Here is an 18,592-nt window from a genome sequence, read left to right as displayed (position 1 = left end):
CTCGCGTGGCAAACATCCGCCAGGGCGAGCCGCTCGGCCTCGGCCACACGGGGCTCGGCGTCCGCGGCCAGCACGGCGGAAACGTGGTCACCCTGAGACGGGTGCCCGAAAGCAGATCCATCTCTACGGCTGCGGCCGTGGAACCCACCCCGTGACCCTGCTGGTCGACAAGCCCTCCCCCAAGAACGCGCTGAGCGCCTACGCGGTCATCGGCCAGTTCGTCGCCTGCGACACCGGCGACAAGGCGGACCACTGCGTATGGTGGTCCGGCCGGCCCACGAACGCGAGGATCTCGGCCCCGACTTCGTCGCCTGGCTGAAGGCTGCCACGTTCGTACGCGGTCACGCACCTGGCGCGTGACCCGCATGACCGGGCGGACGTGTCAGCGGGGAGCAGGGGAACCCGACGATCGCTCTTCTCGGCTCCCCTTCTTCATTTCCGCCTCAGCTTCTTCATTTCCGCCTCAGCGCCGCTGCCTCACTCGCATCAGGTCCTGTATCACCGGCACTTGGAGTCACCGGATCCGTTCCGGGGCCGCTGCCGTCGGCCAACCTCTTCTCCGGGAGGAGGAAGGCCAGCACGAGGCCGAGGGCGAACAGCGGGGCCATGTAGCGGAACACCGGGGTCAAGGCCTGTTGGTAGGCGAGGATCACGGCTTCCTGGATCTTGTCCGGCAGGGCGTGGACGAGGGCCGGGGTCAGCGAGTCGGTCGAACCCACGACCTTGGCGTCGGCGGCCGAGAGCCGACTGGTGAGCTGATCGGTGAGGCGGTGCGTGAACACGGCGCCGACCGCGGCGGTGCCCAAGGTGGCGCCGATCTCGCGGAAGAAGTTGTTGGCGGAGGTGGCGGTGCCGACGTCACTCGGCGGGAAGGCGTTCTGCACGGCCAGGACGAGGTTCTGCATGATCAGGCCGACGCCCGCGCCCAAGAGGAACAGGTACCCGCAGACGACCGCTATCGAGCTGCCGGTGTCCAGGGTGGACATCAGCCACACGGTGACGCCTGCGACCGCGGTGCCGAGGATCGGGTAGATCTTGTAGCGGCCGGTCCTGCTGATCAGCTGTCCGGACGGGAGGGCCGTGGCGATGATGCCGACGACCATGGGGATGAGCAGCAGTCCGGACTCGGTCGCGCTCTTGCCGTACACCATCTGCAGGTAGGTCGGCATATAGCCGATGACCGCGAACATCCCGACGCCGATCACGACCATGCCGAGCAGCGTGGCGATGTTGAAGATCCGGCTCCGGAACAGGCGCAGCGGGATGATCGGTTCGGCCGCGCGGCTCTGGGAGAACAGGAACAGGGCCCAGGCGGCGACGGCGCCTGAGGCGAGGCCGAGGACCAGCGGGTCGGTCCAGGCGTAATCGGTGCCGCCCCAGTCGGCGACGAGCACGGTGCAGGTGACGGCGACTGCCATCAGCGTGATGCCGAGGTAGTCGACCGCGACCTTGACGCTCCGGCGAGGCAGGCGCAACGCGAACGCGGCGACTGCGAGGGCGAGCGCGCCCAGCGGCAGATTGATCCAGAAGGCCCAGCGCCAACCCACACCGTCGGTGAACCAGCCACCGAGTAACGGTCCGGCAACGGAGGAGAGGCCGAAGACGGCACCCATCGGCGCCATGTACTTGGCGCGCTGCCGCGGCGGCACCAGGTCGGCGATGATCGCCTGCGCGGTGATCATCAGGCCTCCGCCGCCGAGGCCTTGTACGGCACGGCCGATGATCAGCACGGTCATGTCCTGCGCCATGCCTGCGGTCGCGGAACCGGCGACGAAGACGACGATGGCACCCAGGAAGAGCGTCTTGCGGCCCATCAGGTCGCCGAGGCGACCGTAGACGGGCATGGCGATGGTGGCGGCCAGGATGTACGCGGTGGTCACCCAGGCCATGTGGTTCACGCCGTGCAACTCGCCGACGATGGTCGGCAGCGCGGTGCTGACGATGGTCTGGTCGAGCGAGGCGAGCAGCATCGCGGTCATCAGACCCGCGAATATCAGGCCGAAGTGTTGCGGAACCCCGGAGAAGCCCTGCTCCTCCGTCTCCGCCGGGCTCAGTTCAGTCATGAAGTTCCTCAACAACGAAGGGGGACAAGGTCACATAGGGGACGGGGATCAGTCGGCCGACAGGGTCCGCAGGAGTTCCATGGCCCGCTCGACGTACGGGATCGGAGAGTCGTTCTCGGCGCTCTGCGGGACCTCGCGCGACCAGCGCTCCAGGCCGGTGCGCACCGCGGTCAGCGCGAGTGCCGCGATCAGGCTCGGCATCTCGTCCTCCGGCCGCTGCCCCATCCGCTGGGCGACCGCGTCGGCGAGGGACTTCTGGAAGCCCTCGATACGGGCCAGCAGCGCGGCGTGGATGGGGGGATGCGTCTGCGCCAGCGCGAAGACGTCGTGCATCGTCGCGCGCTCGGGCGAGTTGTCGGCCATTTCCCGCAGGAGCAGCCGGGTCACGTCCGCGAGTACCTCCCTGGGTGACGCGGTGCCGGCCGCGACGAACTCCGCGGCCAGCGCCGAGGGCAACTCGGTCGGCCCCAGCAGCAGCGCCGCCTCCTTGTTCGGGAAGTAGTTGAAGAAGGTACGGGGCGAGACCCCGGACTCCGCGCTGATCATGTCGACGGTGATCTTGTCGAAGCCGTGCTTCCGGGCCAGTCGCAGTGCGGCCCGGTGGATTTCCAGCCGCGTCTCGCGCCGCCGTCGGTCACGCAGACCTTCGCCCTGGGGAGTCATGGGGCAATTCTTGCATGCTCTGCAAACTTTGCGGACTATGCAAGATGTGCCGCTGATTCGATACCTGAGCCGCCGTCCGTACCGCGATCGCGGTACGGACGGTTGCCGCACCTGGGTGACGAGCCGTCGCCGTGCCGCCACCTACGCTGACGCCATGCGAACGATCGGCCGCCGTGGCAGGGCGGCGGTCCACGGCCGGCTGAGGGAGGCTCGCCTCGTCGGATGCGTGGGCCTGACGTCCTTGGCGACCGCCTGCGGGGATCCGACCCGGTTTCCCGGGTGGCCCACCCCACTGGACATCGTCTTCGCCTGCCTGGCGAGCGCCGTGCTGCCGGCCCGCCACCGCAGTCCGCTCGGGGTACTCGCGGCGGTCTCCGCGCTGTCCGTGGTCCATCAGGCCGGTGGAGGTCCGTTCGTCCCCTCGCTGCCGCCGCTCATGGTCGCCCTGTACACCGTCGCGCTCCGCTCCGGTCGGCGTCAGGCCTGGACCGCCGCCGCGCTGACCATGGCCGCCCTGTCCCTGACGGCCATGTTCTTCCAGGCCGGGCCGCTGCTGGGTCCGCAACGCGTGGGGGCCATTGCCTGGATGGGCCTGGCCACGGCCGTCGGCGACTCGGTCCGCAACCGTCGCGCCTACGTGCGGGCTCTGGAGGAACGGGCCGACCGGGCCGAACGGACCCGCGAGGAGGAGGCCGCCCGCCGCGTGGCCGGGGAACGGATGCGGATCGCCAGAGAGCTGCACGATGTCGTCGCCCACGAACTCACGCTGATCAACGCCCAGGCCGGCATCGGAGTCCATGTGGGACGAGGCGATCCGGTCCAGATGGCCGAATTCCTCGAGGCCATCAGAGACGGTTCGAAGGGCGCACTCGGCGAACTGCGTTCCATCGTGGGGCTATTGGGCCAGCCCGGGGACCCGGTGGCGCCACGCGAGCCCAGCCCAGGGGTGGGCCGGCTGGAGGACCTCGTGGTCTCCTTCGACCGGGCCGGACTGCGGGTGGCCGTGGACCGGGAGGGACAGGAACGGCCGGCTCCGTCCGCGGTGGACGTGGCGGCGTACCGGATCGTCCAGGAAGCACTGACCAACGTCCGCAAGCACGCGGGGGTGGACACCGCGAGGGTACGGCTGCGCTACGGCCACGACGTGCTGCACGTCATGGTGGAGGACGATGGCAATCCGCTTCGGCGTCCCGGTGGAGGGGGCGGCACCGGACGCGGCCTGATCGGCATGCGCGAACGCGCCGCCGCGGTGGGCGGGAGCACGGCGACCGGCCCGCGCCCCGGCGGCGGGTTCGTCGTGGAGGCGTGGCTGCCGCTCGGCCCCGCGCGGGTCCCGGTACGTGAACGAGTGGGGAACGAGGGCGACCAGTGACGATCCGGGTCCTGCTGGCGGACGATCAGGCGCTGCTGCGCGGCATGCTCAGACGGCTCGTCGACAACACTCCGGGTATGGACGTCGCGGGTGAGGCCGCGGACGGCGCGGAGGCCGTCGAGCTCGTACGGGCGAGGGGCGCGGACGTGGTGCTCATGGACATCCGGATGCCCGGAACCGACGGCATCGAAGCCACCCGGGCCATCACCGCGGATCCAGCTCTCGCCGACGTGAAGGTGCTGATCCTGACCACGTTCGAGATCGACGAGTACGTCGCCGAGGCGGTGCGGGCGGGAGCGAGGGGTTTCATCGGCAAGGGGGCCGACCCGGAGGAACTGCTGGCGGCGATCGAGACCGTCGCGGCCGGTGAGCCCATGTTGTCGGCGGCGGCGACGGCCGCCCTCATGGCGCGTTTCCAGGCTCATGCACCGCGTCACTGGGCGAAGGAAACGGAGCGGCTGGCAGAACTCACGCCCAGGGAGCGCGAGGTGCTGGTTCTGGTGGCGAGCGGCCTGACCAACGACGGCATCTCCCAGCGTCTGCGGCTGAGCCGACACACCGTCAAAACGCATGTCAACCGGGCCATGACCAAGATCGGCGTCAGTGAGCGCGCGCAACTCGTGACGCTCGCCTACGAGAGCGGCCTGGTGGAGCCGGGCGAGATGCTCTAGAAGCGCATGGGTCCTCGGACGCGGTAGGACACCGTACGGATAACGCGTCCGCGGTACGAGAAAAGCACCGCGAGCGGCTGACGACCGTGCGACCGAGTGCGGGACAGGCTGGGGCACGCCGCCCCGAGGCCGGGCGAATCCGGCCGGGAGGCGGCTCGTACGACTCCATCCGTTCCCAGAAATGAGACTCGTCTCGATGTCCTGGCTGTCCCGGGTCAGTCTGGCCAACCGCAAGTTGGCCGCGCTGATCACGATCATCGTCGTCGCCTTCGGGGCGTACGCCGCCTCGTCGCTCAAACAGCAGCTGATCCCCAACATCTCCTTCCCCGCAGTCACCGTGACCGCCACCTACGCCGGAGCCTCACCGCAGGTGGTGGAGGACCAGGTCGTCAAGCCGATCGAGGACGCGGTCAAGAGCCTGGACGGGGTCGAGACGGTCACCTCCACGTCCCGCCAGGGCTCCGCCTCCGTCCAGCTGCAGTTCGACTACGACGCCGACGTCGACACCAAGTCGAACGAGGTCCAGCAGGCACTCTCGAAGGCCTCCGCGCAACTGCCCGACACCGTCGACCCCCAGGTCCAGAAGGGCAGTTCGGACGATCAGCCGACGATGACGCTGGCCGTGACCTCCGACGAGGACCAGCAGGACCTGGCGAAGGTGCTCGATGACAAGGTGGTGCCCGACCTCAAGGCCGTCGACGGGGTCAACCAGGCCACGGTCACCGGGGAGCGCGACCGGGTCGTCGTCATCACGCCGGACGCCGGCGAACTCGAGGACAACGGCCTTTCCGTCCAGTCCATCAAGAGTGCGCTGACGTCGAACGGCTCGGCTTCTCCCGGCGGGTCCGTGAACTCCGACGGCAAGTCGCTCAGCATCCAGATCGGCGGTGCTCTGACCTCCGTCCAGCAGATCGAGGACCTGTGGCTGAGCGCGGACTCCGGTTCCGGCAACGCCTCGGGGGCGAGTGGCATCAGCGGAACGCCGTCGACCGGATCCTCCGCTTCCGCCGGCGGTTCCTCCTCTCAGAGCCCCGTACAGCTCAAGGACGTGGCGAAGGTCGAGCTGAAGGACAGCGACGCCACGACGCTGACCCGGACCGACGGCAAGGAGAGCCTCGGTGTCTCGATCACGATGGACCAGGACGGCAGTTCGTCCTCCATCTCCGAGGACGTCCGCGGCAAGCTGTCCGGTCTGGAGAAGGACCTCGGCCATGACGCCCGGATCACCGTCGTCTCCGACAACGGCCCGCAGGTACGGCAGTCCGTCGTCGGCCTGTTCGAGGAGGGCCTGCTCGGACTGCTGATGGCGGTCGTCGTGATCGTCCTCTTCCTGCGCTCCGTCCGCTCCACCCTGGTCACAGCCGTCTCGATCCCGCTGTCCCTACTCATCGCGCTGACGGCACTGTGGATGAAGGACTACTCGCTCAACGTCCTCACTCTCGGCGGCCTCACCCTGGCGGTCGGCCGGGTCGTCGACGACTCGATCGTGGTCCTGGAGAACATCAAACGGCACCTCGGCTACGGCGAGGACAAGCACACCGCCATCCTGACCGGGGTGCGCGAAGTGTCCACCGCGGTCACTCTCTCGACCCTCACCACGGTGGCGGTGTTCGTCCCCATAGCGCTGGTCAGCGGGCTGGTCGGGGAGTTGTTCGGCCCGTTCTCGATCACGGTCGTGGCGGCGATGCTGGCATCGCTGCTGGTCTCGCTCACGATCGTGCCCGCGCTCGCCTACTGGTTCCTCAAGCCGCCGAAGGAGGCCGAGGGCGCCGACCCGGAGGAGTTCCGCAGGAAGGTCGAGGAAGAGGAACGAAGCGGCGTACTGCAACGTGCGTACGTCCCCGTCATCGACTGGGCCGTCGGTCACCGCAAGTCGGTCCTCGGTATCGCGGCCGTCCTGCTCGTCTTCACCTTCAGCCTGACCGCCGGCCTGAAGACGAGCTTCCTCGGCGACTCCGGTTCGGACTCGGTGAGCGTCACCCAGACCCTGCCCGAAGGCACCAGCCTGCAGGCCACCGACGGGGCTGCGAAGAAGGTCGAGAAGGCCATCTCCGCTGTCGCCGGGGTCGACTCCTACCAGGTCACCATCGGCTCCTCGGGCGGCTTCGCCGTCATGGGCGGCGGCGGAAGCGCCAACAGCGCCTCGTACAGCATCGCTCTCAAGGACGACGCCGACTCCTCGACGGTCGAGGACACGCTGCGGCACAGGTTCGACGACCTCAAGGGCGCCGGTGACCTGACGATCGGCTCCAACAGTGGCTTCGGGTCAAACAACGACATCCAGGTAGACGTCAAGTCCGACGACGACACGGACCTCAAGACCGCCACCGACAAGATCGAGAACGCGCTCAAGGGCGTCCAGGAGGTCACCGACGTCAGCAGCGATCTCTCCACCCAGTCACCGCAGATCAGCATCCGAGCCAAGGGTGAGGAGGCCGCCTCGTACGGACTGAGCGACACGAGCATCGCCTCGGCCGTCAGCGAGGCCGTCCAGGGCAGCACCGTCACGCAGATCACCGTCGACGGCTCGACGCGCGACGTGCTCGTCAAGACCACCTCCACCGCGCCGAACAGCGTCAGCGCCCTCAAGGGGCTGACGATCTCGACCTCTCAGGGAGAGGTTCGGCTGGACAAGGTCGCCACGGTCACGCAGACGGAGGCGCCGACCAAGCGCCAGCGCGTCGACGGCTCCGGGGCCGCCTCCGTCACGGCCACCCCGGTCGGAGACAGCACCGGCACCGCGAGCACGCAGGTGCAGCAGGCGATCGACAAGCTGGACCTGCCGTCGGGCGTCACGTACGAGATGGGCGGTGTGACGGCCAGCCAGGGCGACGCCTTCAGTCAGCTCGGCCTGGCGATTCTGGCCGCGATCGCGATCGTCTTCCTGCTGCTGGTCGGGGTCTTCCGCAGCATCCGCCAGACCCTGGTGCTGCTGGCCTCAATTCCCTTCGCCTTCACCGGCGCGTTCGCCCTGCTGCGCATCACCGGCGCTCCCCTCGGCGTGGCAGCGCTGATCGGCATGCTGATGCTCATCGGAATCGTGGTCACCAACGCCATCGTCCTGATGGACCTCGTCAACCAGTACCGGGCGCAGGGCATGAGTATCGAGGAGGCGGTCCGCGAGGGCGGTCGTCGCAGGCTCCGCCCCATCCTGATGACCGCGCTGGCGACCATCTTCGCGCTTCTCCCGATGGCCCTCGGCATCACCGACTCGGGTGGCTTCATCTCCACCCCACTCGCCGTGGTGGTCATCGGCGGTCTCTTCAGCTCCACCCTGCTCACCCTGGTCCTCATCCCGACCCTGTACACGATGGTCGAGACCCGGCGCGAGCGCCGCGCACAACGCCGTGCCCGCCGGGCCGCGCGCAAGACCGCTCCCGCGGCACAGGAGGATTCCACGCTGCAGCCGCAGCCGTAACGCTCCGAGAAGGACATCGTGTGCCCTGCGGTCCTGGTGTGCCAGGCCGCAGGGCACACCTGTCGATGCACCGAGTCATCGGCCGGCGACCATGGGAGGGTCAGCCCCTGTAACCCGTCACCTTCGCGATCCACTTGATGAAGTCGCCCGGGTCGAGGTCGCTCATGTGCCCCTGGTCCCAGTACATGAGGTGACTGACGTTGTCACCGAGGCCGTCGACGGTGGCCGTGAGGTTGGCGGAGACCGTCAGCGACGTGTAGGTGTCGATGGTGCCCAGGCGGATCCACCAGTGCTTGGACCGGCCGGGGTTGCCCTTGCGGAGGTGGTACATCGGGTTCATGAGGCGAAGCTTCTCGGGGATGTCGCTGTCCAGGCGCTTGCCGGCCGTGCCCGACGCGTCACGCTTCTGGCTGTACTCGGTGAAGTGCCGCCCCGCGGTGGTGCCCAGGCCGAACTCGTTGTTGGTGTCCAGCGCGCTGATGGACACCGAGAGGTCGAAGCCGTCGAACGCGGGGAGGTTCTTCTGCCGGGTACCCACGTGCGCGAGGTAGTCGTCCCAGGTGAAGGTCGCCCGCCCGTTCTTCCAGGTGATGAAGGTGTTGCCTGCGAGGTAGGCCGTACGGTCGGCCGCCGACAGCCCCTTGAGGTAGGTGGCGGCCGCGGGCTGGAGGTAGGTCTCCAGCAGGTACCGGTCGTAGTTACGCGCGGTCAGCGGACCGAACCCGTTCAGGCCCTTGAGGTGGAGGGACGCCTGGTAGTCGACGAACTGGTTGGTCAGCTCCTTGGAGTCGGCCGCGTCGACCGTCTCGCCGGTGCTCACAGCGGTCAGGCTGCCCCAGTTCCACTCGTAGGCTCCGTCGGCGTTCTCCAGGTCGACGATGGCGCACCAGGCGCCGGTCGCGAAGATCGCGTCGGATGCGTCGGCCGCGCCCAGTTCCTTGAGGTAGGAGTCGTACAGGCGGCTGTCGCCGGACGCGCCGAGCAGGGCGGACACCTCGCCGCCGGCGCTGCCGCCGGTGGAGATGATCCGCTCGGTGTCGCCGGGGATGCGGTCCTTGTTGAAGCGGAGATAGCGGACCGCGGCCTTCAGGTCCACGATGACCGCGGGCGCGGTGCCGTAGTAGACGCCCTCGGAGTTCACCAGGGTGCGGCCGCGGCATCCGGGCTGTACGACCACGTAGCCGGCCGCCAGGCCGAGTTCGGGCAGGTTGGTGTTGGCCTGGGCGGACTCTCCGCCGCCGGAGGCCGACCCGCCGGTACCACCGGACGCCGAGGCGCTGGCCGAGGCGCTGGCGCTCGGCCAGGTGCCGCCACCCTGCCCGCCTCCCCCGCCCATGGCGTTCACGCTGGTGGCGGTCTGGACGCTCACGGGCATGAACCCGGCGATCGAGTTGGCGAACAGGATCGGCGCGTCACTCGCGTCCACGGCCTTGCCGTCGATCTCGACGGGAACGCTAACGGTCAGGCTCTGGTACGCCTCGTCGACCGGGTTGGCGACGTAGGTGACGGCCTTGTAGAAGCGGTACTTGACCTCCTTGTCGCCGTCATCGGTGCTGATCGTGGCGGTCAGGGTCGTGTAGTCGTCCTTGTCGAAGACCAGGGCGTCCGAGGACGCCGCACTGCCATGGGCGCTGCCGCTCGTCGAGGTCCCGTCATCGGCCTGCGCGCTCCGTGCGACGCCGCCGAGTGTCGCGGCGCCGGCCACGGTGCCGATCCCCATGACCACGTTCCTGCGCTTGATTCCCTTTTTCCGCACAGCTCGTCTCCTCAATGCGGCCGATTCGAATCCGGCCGCAATTCTCACGTTCTTATGCCGCCGCTTTCATGCTTTCCTCATTCACCAAGCATCATGACGGCCTTCCAATGGACCGGATCGTCTCGGACGACCAGACGGTTTCCACCAGGCTATATCCGGAGATCATCAGGATCCAAAACAGGTCTCGGGAAGAACGCATTCTGCGCCACCGACGGCTCGATAATCACCATGTGCCGAATCAAGGATGCCGCCGCACCCCGAAAAGAGGGGTACGGCGGCATCTTCATGGAATTCTGCGGAACTCTTCATCTCGGTTTGATTTCCGGCGCACGCCGCCCCGGTGAGGCCGGCGGTCAGGTCAGGCCAGCCCAGCCCAGAAGGAGCACTGGTGGTTGGCCGCTTCGTCGCTCACGGCCTTTGAGCCGTGGCTGGTGAAGGCGAGTTGGATGCTGCGGCTGGTGCTGTACTCGGCGATGCGGGGAAGCCCGTCGGGGGCGAGGTTTCCGGTCTTCGCGAAGTGCTGCCAGTAGGTGATCATCTCGTCGGCCAGCACGCGCTGCGTCTTCGTCAGCGGAGTGAGTGTGGGCGCTCCCCACAGGTAGAGGAGGTCGGCGGAGTGCTGGGCGCCGACGTTGAAGGACGGCGGAACGAGCTGGTAGGAGCGCAGGGGTGCGGTGGTGTCGCGGAACTCGTAGACGTAGGTGGAGGTATGCGCCGACAGGGAGCCCGCGTGCACCAGTGCCGGGCAGGCGAACCCGCTGTCCGTGCGCACCGTGGCCAGTGCCTGGCCGGCGTTCGTGAAGTGGGACACCGGGTAACGGGCCAGCACAGCCTCGGCGTTCGCGCCGTAGGAGGTCTTCATGGCCGCTTCGTACTGCGCGTCGGTGACCGGGTGGGTGACGAGGTCGTTCTGCTCATACACGAAGGCGCCGCCCTCGTTCTGGGTGGAACCGATGACGACGGGCATCTTGTGGAACCGGCCCGCGGCGAAGGCGGCGGTCGGCGAGAGGGGCAGCACGGTGCCGTCGACGACCGGCCGCCACGCCCCCGCGGTCTTCTGCGCGTCGAGCAGCACCGCGGGTGACTTGGTGCGCAGGCAGGCCACGACGACCGCGTCCGTGCCGGTACAGCCAGCGGCTGTGGCGAACCCGGCGTCGGATGTCTGGGCCGCCGACCGGGTGTTGACCGCGCACCGGAGGCTGCTCTCCATGGCCGCCCGCTGGAACAATCCGGCCGCGGAGGGCGAGGCCAGCAGGGCGCAGATGGACTCGGCTCCCGCCGACTGCCCGGTGACCATCACCTTGGACGCGTCACCGCCGAACGCGGCGGCGTTGGCCTTGATCCACTTCAGGGCCAGCTCCTGGTCGAGCAGGCCGTAGTTGCCGGACGTACTCTGCGCGTTCTCCGCGTCGAGGCCGGGGAGGGTGAGCCAGCCGAGCGAGCCCAGGCGGTAGTTGACGGTGACGACGATTCCGCCGTTCTTCACGTAGACAGCCGGGTCGATGTCCGTTCCGGCGCCGTTGACGAAGCCCCCGCCATGGAAGAAAACAGTCACCGGCAGTTTCGCCCCGGACGTCTGCCGGGTGGGCGTCCAGACGTTCAGGAAGAGGCAGTCCTCGTCGGTGCTGGCGGCGGCCGGGCGCCAGGCCGCGGCCATCTGCACACAGGCCGACCCGGGGGTGCTGGCGCTTCTGGTTCCTTGCCAGGACGCGGCCGCGACCGGGGGCTGCCATCTCAAGTCGCCTACGGGGGCCTGGCCGTAGCGGATTCCGTTGAACTCGCGCACGCCGTCGGTGACCGTTCCGCGCAGGGAACCGCCGGTGGTGCTCACTACGGTGGGCAGGGTCGATTCGGACCTGCTGTCGGCTTGCGCGGTCGCCGCGGGCGGGGACAGTGACACGATGCCGAAGAGTGCTGCGATCAGCGCCCACAGAGCGGTCGTTCTTCTCCCGGACATGGCAATTCCTCTCTGTCATACGGCCTTTGAGCTACGGGCTACGGCGCTCACCGGACCCGGGGCAGCACCTGTTCCCCGAAGATCCGCAACGCCTCTTCGAGCTGCGTCAGGCTGCCCCGGTTGGCCAGCCACATCCGCCGTACTCCCGCGTTTTGGAGCGCCTCGATGCGTTCGATCCAGTCCCCTGCGTTTCCGGCCAACCCCCAGCGGTCCAGGGCGAACCCGGTCAACCCGAGGCGTTCCATGAGGCCTTCGTTGGCCCCGTCGGGCCGCTGGTGGTCGGCCAGGGTGTAGTGCCGGACGTACTCCCTGACGGCCTCTTGGTGGCGCTCGGGCACCAGCCGTCCGTCCGCCCCGCCTCGCATGCTGTGGTGCAGGATCGAGGCGAGCGAAGGGCGGACCCGGTTGTGTGCGGTGTCCCGGTCGGCGTCCAGGACGCTGCGCACGGTGAACCAGGGTTCGACGTCCGCCGGTTCCCGCCCGCGCAGCTGTGCGCCGCGCCGTACGTGTTCCAGCGACCAGGCGACGACGTCGGCCATGAGTCCGGTGCCGATGGAGACCGCGTCGGCGATGCCTCCGGCGAGTTCCAGCATGCGGGGGCCTTCGGCGCCGACCGAGATGCGCACGGGTGGCCGCTGGTCGCCGAACACCTGGATCTCGCGTCCCTCGAAGTGTCCGTGGCCGGTGGCGAGGAGGCCGCGGACGCAGGTGACGTACTCCTCCAGGCGGGCACGTGTCGACGGCCGGCGCCCGACGCTGCGTACGGCGGAGTCGCCGGTGGCGATCTCCATGAAGGCGCGGCCCTCGGTCATGGCGTCGATCGTGGCGAGGAACGCCGCCGTGATCTGGGGGTCGCGGGTCCAGGGGTTGGTCGGGCGCATGCCGACGTACGTCCTTGTGGTGCCGAGTGCCAGGAGGGTCACCCTCGACGCCGCCTCGTTCAGCCGGAATCCGGTGTCGCCCACGCCGATCGAGTGCAGGCCGTAGTCGTCCGCCTTCCGGGCCAACTCGACCAGTCCGCGGGCGTGCTGTCGGGTGAGGACGGGGTCGGTGAGCGTGAACTGCATCGCGAACTCCACTGGCCCGCCCGCCTTCAGCCCGCCTCACGCGGCACCGGCAGACGCAGGTGCCGGCTGAGCACCGAGCGCGCTGTACGGACGTCGACGACCGCGAGACCGGGACGCAACGCGGCATCCGCGAGCGTGTGCGCGTCAGGCGAGTCGACAGTGAAGGAACGGGCGCCGAACGCCGCCGCGAGCCTCGCCAGATCGGGCGGCGGCACGATGGCCGTCTCGGCGTCACCGCCTTCCAGCCGGAGCCGCTGGTACTCGGTGCCCAGAGCGCGGTCGTTGAGGACGAACACGGTCAGGTTCGCCCCGGCCCGCGCCGCGGTGTCCAGTTCCTGCACGTGCATCATGAACGCGGCGTCGCCCTCGAAGACGACGGTCTTGAGTGCGGGTGCTCCGAGGGCCGCGCCGACTGCGGTCGTGAGCGCCTGTCCGATGGATCCGAAGCCCTGCGCGGCGAAGAACCGGCCCCGGGCCGGCACGGTGATGAACGCGGTGGCGAAGCCCGAGCAGTGGCCGTTGCCGATGACCACGGTCGCGTCGTCGGGGATGTACGGGCTGATCTCCGCGAGCGCCCTCCGTGGATCGACGGTGCCTTCGGATACGGGCGGGCGGAAGTCGCGCAGGTCCTCCCGCCAGCAGTCCGCGGACGGACCGACCGGGGTGAACCACGGCCGCCGGGTGTCCGGCGCGTCACCCGTCAGCGACACTGCCTGCCTCAAGGTGCCCGTCGCGTCGCCGCGGAGCGTCTCGGTCTTTCCCGTCACGTCGGCGTCGTCGACGACCTTGACGACGTGTGCCTTCTCGAACAGGCGCGACGACTGCGTGGTGCTACGGCCCATGGTGGCACCGACGGCCACGACCAGGTCGGCGGAGCGCAGCACGCGCTCCCCCGCCGGATGCGCGAGCCCTCCGGCGATGCCTAGATCATGGAGGTGTCCGTCGAACAGGCCCTTGGCGGGGAGTGTCGTGGCCAGGCCGACGCCGAAACGGTCCGCGAGCGTTCGCATCAGAGCGGGCGCGGCACTGTCCATGGCACCGCGGCCCGCGATCAGGACGGGCCGCTCGGCATCGGTCAGGAGTCGGCTGATGCGTTGCGCCGCGGCTGTGTTGTCGTCGTCGGTGGGCACCGCTCGCGGCCGGTACGGCACTGCGCCGCGGGCCCGCCCGGTGACGGGAGCGACGAACAGTTCGGCCGCGATGCCCAGGACCACAGGGCCGGACTCCTCCCGGGCGAGCTCGACGACCTCGGCCAGCACGTCCGCCGGGCGTTCCCCCGGCGTCATCCTGCGATAGCGCGTCTCGCACGAGGAGACGAAGGAAGCCTGGTCGAAGGTCTGGGCTCCCTGGTAACCGTTCGGTGTCTCGGCCGCGAGGAGCACGAGCGGCGACCGGTTGCGGGCCGCCACCAGCAGCGAGGTCGCCACATGACTGAGCCCTGGGCCATGGGTGACCGAGCAGATGCCGACCCGGCCCGAGGTCCAGCCGTAGCCTTCGGCCATCGCCACCGCCGCGCTCTCGTGCCGTACCTCGACCACGGAGACGCCCCGATGTCCGAGCGCGATGAGCAGGTGCATGTTGCCGTCGCCCATGAGTCCGAAGACGTGAGTGACCCCGGACCGCGCCACGGCGTCGGCGAACTCCTCCGCATGGCTGACGGTGTCGATTCCCTCGGCCTCGCTCAAGAGGACTCCTTCGATGCCCGGGAGGAGCGCTGCAGTTGGTCGGAGAAGAAGGGCAGCACCTTTTCCTCGAACCGTTCGGGAATGCGGTTGATGTGGTTGCCCTGGTACACCTCGAAGGTGTGCGGCACCTGGTAGGTGGTCAGGACGCGGTCGAGTTCGGTGAGGTTGGCGGCGATGTTCGTGTCCTGATCGCCGACGTCGAACGCGATCTGCTGCTTCCTCAGGCTGTTGATGTACTGGTCGACCATGGCCAGGGGCCGATTCGCGGTCATGCGCGCGACGACCGACTCCTGCAGCTCGCCGTTCTTGACGGGAGAGTCGTAGTAGAGCGGCGGGTTCGCCGGGTCGGGTGCCCACGACGCCGCCGCGGCGACCGCGGTACGGATGCCGGCGGGAATCTGTGTGTAGTCGTCCGGCCGCTCAGTGAACGCCTCGAACGCCGCCATTTCCTCGGGGGTGTCGGGGATGTTGCTCGTCCGCGAGATGCAGCAGGCGCTCAGGATGTAGAGGGCCGAGAAGACATCGGGGTGCTTCATCCCGATCCTCGTCGTGCCGTAACCGCCCATGGAGTGACCGGCCAGCCCTCGCGCCGCCGCCTTCGGAATGGTGCGGAAGTGCCGGTCGACGTACGACACCAACTCACGTGAGATGAAGGTCTCCCAGTCCCCGGTGGTCGCCCCGCTGGAGTAGTTGCTGCCGCCGTAGACGGTCATCGCGTTCGGAGTCACGATGATCATCTCTCGTGAGGTGCCGGCGGCGAGCGTGCGGTCGGCGGCTGCGGGAATGTTCGTCCGGGCGCCTGCGCCGAAATAGCTCAGATCCGTTTCCGTGAATCCGTGCAGCATGTAGAGGACGGGGTAACGACGTTGGGGGTCGGATTTGTAGCCGGGAGGCAGATAGACCGACACGTCACGGTCCGGGGAGTCCCCTTCGAGGTTCCCTTCGAGCGACTTCGCATGTACCCGGACCCGCAGAACAGTTCCCTTCGAGTTCTGTTCTCCCTGAGCAACTGACGCATTCGGGGCGTCCTGTGGACTCTGGAGCGATGTCGCGCCCAGTGATACCGCGACGAGAACGCCGACCAGCCATGTCGCACCGAGCCGTCTTCTCATACGCCCTCTTTTCCGAATCGGCCTCACGAGTCGCTCCTCAAGTCGCGGAGACTTCCCCCTCAGGAAAGTGAGCAAGCCGAGTTAGTGCAACAGTCCGTACGAAAGCGTTCGTGATCGAGCTATAAGCACGGGCACGTCCGACGTCGTCGATGCCCTGAGCCCCAGGCGCTAACGCCGCTCGTTCGGCAGGTGTCTGCGCACATACGGCGGAAGCACGGCGGCCGCCGTCCCCGCGAGGAGGGCGAGTGCCACGCACGCCGCGGACAGGGAGAGGGCACCGACGAGGGCCGCTACGGCGAACGGCGCCGTGGAGGGGCCCAGTTCCGTGGTCAGTCGCCACGAGCCGAGGAACACCGCGGGCGCTCTCGGGTCTGCGAGATCCGAGCCCACGGTGGCGACGACACCGCCGCTCCAGCCGTTGGCCGCGGCCATCACCGTCGTGGCGGCCAGGAACCACCAGAGCCCGGCGGGCAGTCGGGGCGCCGCGGCGAGAGCGAGGTGGGAGAGCCCGAACCCCACCAGGGCGGGCACGGCGACCGCCAGCCGACCCCATCGGTCGGTCACCACTCCGCCGACGTGGAACAGGGAGAAGTCGAGGCCGGCCGCGATGCCCACGACCAGCGTGATGGTCGCTCCGTCCAGACCCACGGCCGTGCCCACCAGGGGTACGAGGACGCGTCTGGCGCTGCGCATCGTGTTCACGACCGAGAGGGTCAGGCCGAGCGTCAGCAGGACGTCCCGTCGTTCCCGGACGACGCCCAAGACGCTCCGGCGCGGCCCGTCGTCGCGCTTCTCCGGCTCCGCTCCGGGAAAGGAGGCACGCGCGACGATGACCGCCAGCAGCACGGACGCCGCCACGACGACCAGGAAGCCGCCCCGCACCTCACCCGTCAACCGGATGAGAGCGGACGCGAGGAGCGGGCCCGTGAACAGTCCCAGCCGGGTGGCCCCGGCCAGGGCGGAGAGCGACCGGCCGCGCACCTCCGCAGGCACCGCCACCGTCACCCACGTATGGCGGGCCATGGTGAAGACGGCGACACCGCTGCCGATGAGGAGGGCCCCGACCGCGAGGACCCAAAGCGAGGATGCCAGGTGGGCCACCAGACCACCGAGACCCGTGACCGCCGTGGACGCGAGCATGGCGGGCCGCTCCCCGAACCTGGAGACCAGCCACCCCGCCGGAAGGGCGAGCAACAGCTGCCCGACGGTGAGCAGGGCCGCGACCACGGCCGCAACCGCCGAGGACCCCGTCAACGACAGCGCCGTCAGGAGCGTGACGGGCACCGCCGCCCCTTGGCCGGAACCGTGGAGGACGTTGGGTATCAGCGCGGTCGGCAGCAGTTCCCGCCAGGGAACGGTCGGCCGCCGGGGCCCTGCCGTCATGTGTGCCTCCATCATCTGGAAGGTCACGTCCGCACCGTTCCGCAGACACGGCACATCCGTGTACTGTCCCCCTGCCGACTGTGGACAATGTTGTCAACCTTCAGGGGCGGAGATGCTGTGATCGCGCGGACAGCCACGCCACCGAACTTCGATCGGGCGATAAGACCGGCCTTATCAGTCGAGTAGGGATCCGACGCTTTCAGCCGTCGATGAGCGGCCCTACTGTTTCTGGCGGGTTACGGACAGTTGCGACCATCCCCTTGCCGATAACCCGGAGTTGGAGGCTGGTCAGCATGAGAATCAGAACCGCACTCGTCGGGATCACGGCCGCGATTTCCCTGCTGCTGGCGGGCTGCGGCGGCTCCGGAAGCGGCAGCACCGAGAACCTGCCGAAAAGCGCGGCCGACGCCGGCGGAATGGCCGCCCTGATAGCGAAGGCGAAGAAGGAAGGCGAGGTCAGCCTTTACGCCGCCACCACGGAGAAATCAACCACCGCGTGGGTAAAGCATTTCGAGAAGAAGTACGGCATCCAGGTCAAGCTCTACCGGGACGGCAGCACGACTCTCTTCCAGAAATGGGCCCAGGAAGTCGGCGGCGGTGTCGACAACGCCGACATCGTCATCCAGAACGTGTACCAGCTCTGGCAGGACGCCGAGAAGAAGGGCTGGATCACCGACTACAAGACCGAGAACTACGGCAGTTACGACTTCGCCAAGGTCCTGCCGGGCACCGGGCTGACAGGACTCGTCTACCCCCTGCACCAGAGCATCGGGGCGGTGGCGTGGAACACGGAGGTGACCACCCCCGAGCAGGAGAAGCTGCTGCGCGAGGACCCCGTGGCGGCTCTGGCCGATCCCGCGTTCAAGGGCCAGATCGCACTGGGTGACACCGGCGGCGCGACCACGGCGGGGAACTACGCCAACGTCATCCTCCACCAGTCCGACACGTACGGGTGGAAGTGGCTGGAGGGCGTCGCCGACAACGATCCCGCTCTCTTCGAGAGTCAGATCCCCATCGCCGAGCAGCTGGTGAAGGGCGAGTACGCGGTGACGTTCGGCACCGACACGCTCTACAACGACTACCTCGCCGACGGTGCACCGATCGAGTACGCCTACCCGAAGCCCACCAACGCCGCCCTCTGGATGGTCGGGCTGCCGACCGCCATCCCCCATCCGTACGCCGCCCGCCTGTTCATGGAATGGGCGACGTCCGACGAGGGCCACGACCTGATGGCGACCTACGGTTCCGGCACCGGCACCCGGACCGGATGGGTCGACAAGCGCGAGGTGGCCAGGGAACCGTGGTACCAGAAGCCCGAGATCTGGTACGGCATGGCCACTCAACCCGAGTTGCAAGGCGACGGTTTCGCCGACTTCGTCAGCAAGGTCAACGCCACCCTCGGAAAGTGACCACTCACCTCCCGAAGACTCGACACCCCGGGAAGA

The 18,592-nt window shown here is 68.5% G+C and carries 13 protein-coding genes; 5 read left to right on the top strand and 8 right to left on the bottom strand.

What is annotated here, in order from left to right; translation table 11 throughout:
- The first annotated feature begins 151 nt into the window (after positions 1 to 151).
- Entirely contained in the window at positions 152 to 319 is a 168-nt protein-coding gene (locus tag AOQ37_RS40365) for a hypothetical protein (protein WP_159401317.1), read from the top strand.
- Between the two features lie 133 nt (positions 320 to 452).
- Here the strand turns inward: AOQ37_RS40365 and AOQ37_RS07730 are convergent, their stop codons facing one another.
- Positions 453 to 2,063, bottom strand: coding sequence for an MDR family MFS transporter (locus AOQ37_RS07730; protein WP_062642594.1), 1,611 nt, complete (start codon positions 2,061 to 2,063; stop codon positions 453 to 455).
- A gap of 48 nt (positions 2,064 to 2,111) precedes the next feature.
- Entirely contained in the window at positions 2,112 to 2,726 is a 615-nt protein-coding gene (locus AOQ37_RS07725) for a TetR/AcrR family transcriptional regulator (protein ID WP_062642592.1), read from the bottom strand.
- A gap of 154 nt (positions 2,727 to 2,880) precedes the next feature.
- Here AOQ37_RS07725 and AOQ37_RS07720 point away from each other — a divergent pair, with 154 nt between their 5' ends.
- The 3 genes from AOQ37_RS07720 (at position 2,881) to AOQ37_RS07710 (ending at position 8,187) form a co-directional block, all read left to right on the top strand.
- Positions 2,881 to 4,098, top strand: coding sequence for a sensor histidine kinase (locus AOQ37_RS07720; protein WP_063781130.1), 1,218 nt, complete (start codon positions 2,881 to 2,883; stop codon positions 4,096 to 4,098).
- Entirely contained in the window at positions 4,095 to 4,769 is a 675-nt protein-coding gene (locus AOQ37_RS07715; protein ID WP_062642588.1) for a response regulator transcription factor, read from the top strand. Before AOQ37_RS07720 ends, AOQ37_RS07715 begins: the two co-directional genes overlap by 4 nt.
- A 181-nt stretch (positions 4,770 to 4,950) precedes the next feature.
- Positions 4,951 to 8,187 (top strand): efflux RND transporter permease subunit, encoded by a 3,237-nt coding sequence (locus tag AOQ37_RS07710; RefSeq protein ID WP_306305207.1) that lies wholly within the window; start codon positions 4,951 to 4,953, stop codon positions 8,185 to 8,187.
- A 100-nt stretch (positions 8,188 to 8,287) separates the two neighbouring features.
- Here the strand turns inward: AOQ37_RS07710 and AOQ37_RS07705 are convergent, their stop codons facing one another.
- The 6 genes from AOQ37_RS07705 to AOQ37_RS07680 form a co-directional block, all read right to left on the bottom strand.
- On the bottom strand, positions 8,288 to 9,907 hold the full coding sequence (locus AOQ37_RS07705; protein ID WP_062642578.1) for a subtype B tannase: 1,620 nt from the start codon (positions 9,905 to 9,907) through the stop codon (positions 8,288 to 8,290).
- A 394-nt stretch (positions 9,908 to 10,301) separates the two neighbouring features.
- Positions 10,302 to 11,900 (bottom strand): carboxylesterase/lipase family protein, encoded by a 1,599-nt coding sequence (locus tag AOQ37_RS07700; RefSeq protein ID WP_062642576.1) that lies wholly within the window; start codon positions 11,898 to 11,900, stop codon positions 10,302 to 10,304.
- A 47-nt stretch (positions 11,901 to 11,947) separates the two neighbouring features.
- Complete coding sequence (locus AOQ37_RS07695; RefSeq protein ID WP_159401316.1) at positions 11,948 to 12,967, bottom strand: LLM class flavin-dependent oxidoreductase; 1,020 nt, start codon at positions 12,965 to 12,967, stop codon at positions 11,948 to 11,950.
- 26 nt (positions 12,968 to 12,993) lie between these two features.
- Positions 12,994 to 14,652 carry a thiamine pyrophosphate-binding protein gene (locus AOQ37_RS07690; protein WP_062642571.1) on the bottom strand — a complete coding sequence of 553 codons (1,659 nt, stop codon included), beginning with the start codon at positions 14,650 to 14,652 and terminating at the stop codon, positions 12,994 to 12,996.
- A complete protein-coding gene (locus tag AOQ37_RS07685) occupies positions 14,649 to 15,791 on the bottom strand; it encodes an alpha/beta hydrolase (RefSeq protein WP_199824957.1) in 1,143 nt (380 codons plus the stop codon). Before AOQ37_RS07685 ends, AOQ37_RS07690 begins: the two co-directional genes overlap by 4 nt.
- Positions 15,792 to 15,932: 141 nt before the next feature.
- Complete coding sequence (locus AOQ37_RS07680) at positions 15,933 to 17,147, bottom strand: MFS transporter (RefSeq protein ID WP_159401315.1); 1,215 nt, start codon at positions 17,145 to 17,147, stop codon at positions 15,933 to 15,935.
- A 293-nt stretch (positions 17,148 to 17,440) separates the two neighbouring features.
- Here AOQ37_RS07680 and AOQ37_RS07675 point away from each other — a divergent pair, with 293 nt between their 5' ends.
- Positions 17,441 to 18,556: an ABC transporter substrate-binding protein gene (locus AOQ37_RS07675; protein WP_062642568.1), complete on the top strand. Its 1,116-nt coding sequence runs from the start codon at positions 17,441 to 17,443 to the stop codon at positions 18,554 to 18,556.
- Positions 18,557 to 18,592 lie beyond the last annotated feature (36 nt).

Origin of the sequence: Streptomyces maremycinicus (assembly GCF_001184025.1) — a bacterium.
GTDB lineage: Bacteria > Actinomycetota > Actinomycetes > Streptomycetales > Streptomycetaceae > Streptomyces > Streptomyces maremycinicus.
The sequence above is the reverse complement of the archived record's forward strand: the minus strand, read 5'-3'. Positions and strand labels throughout refer to the sequence as shown.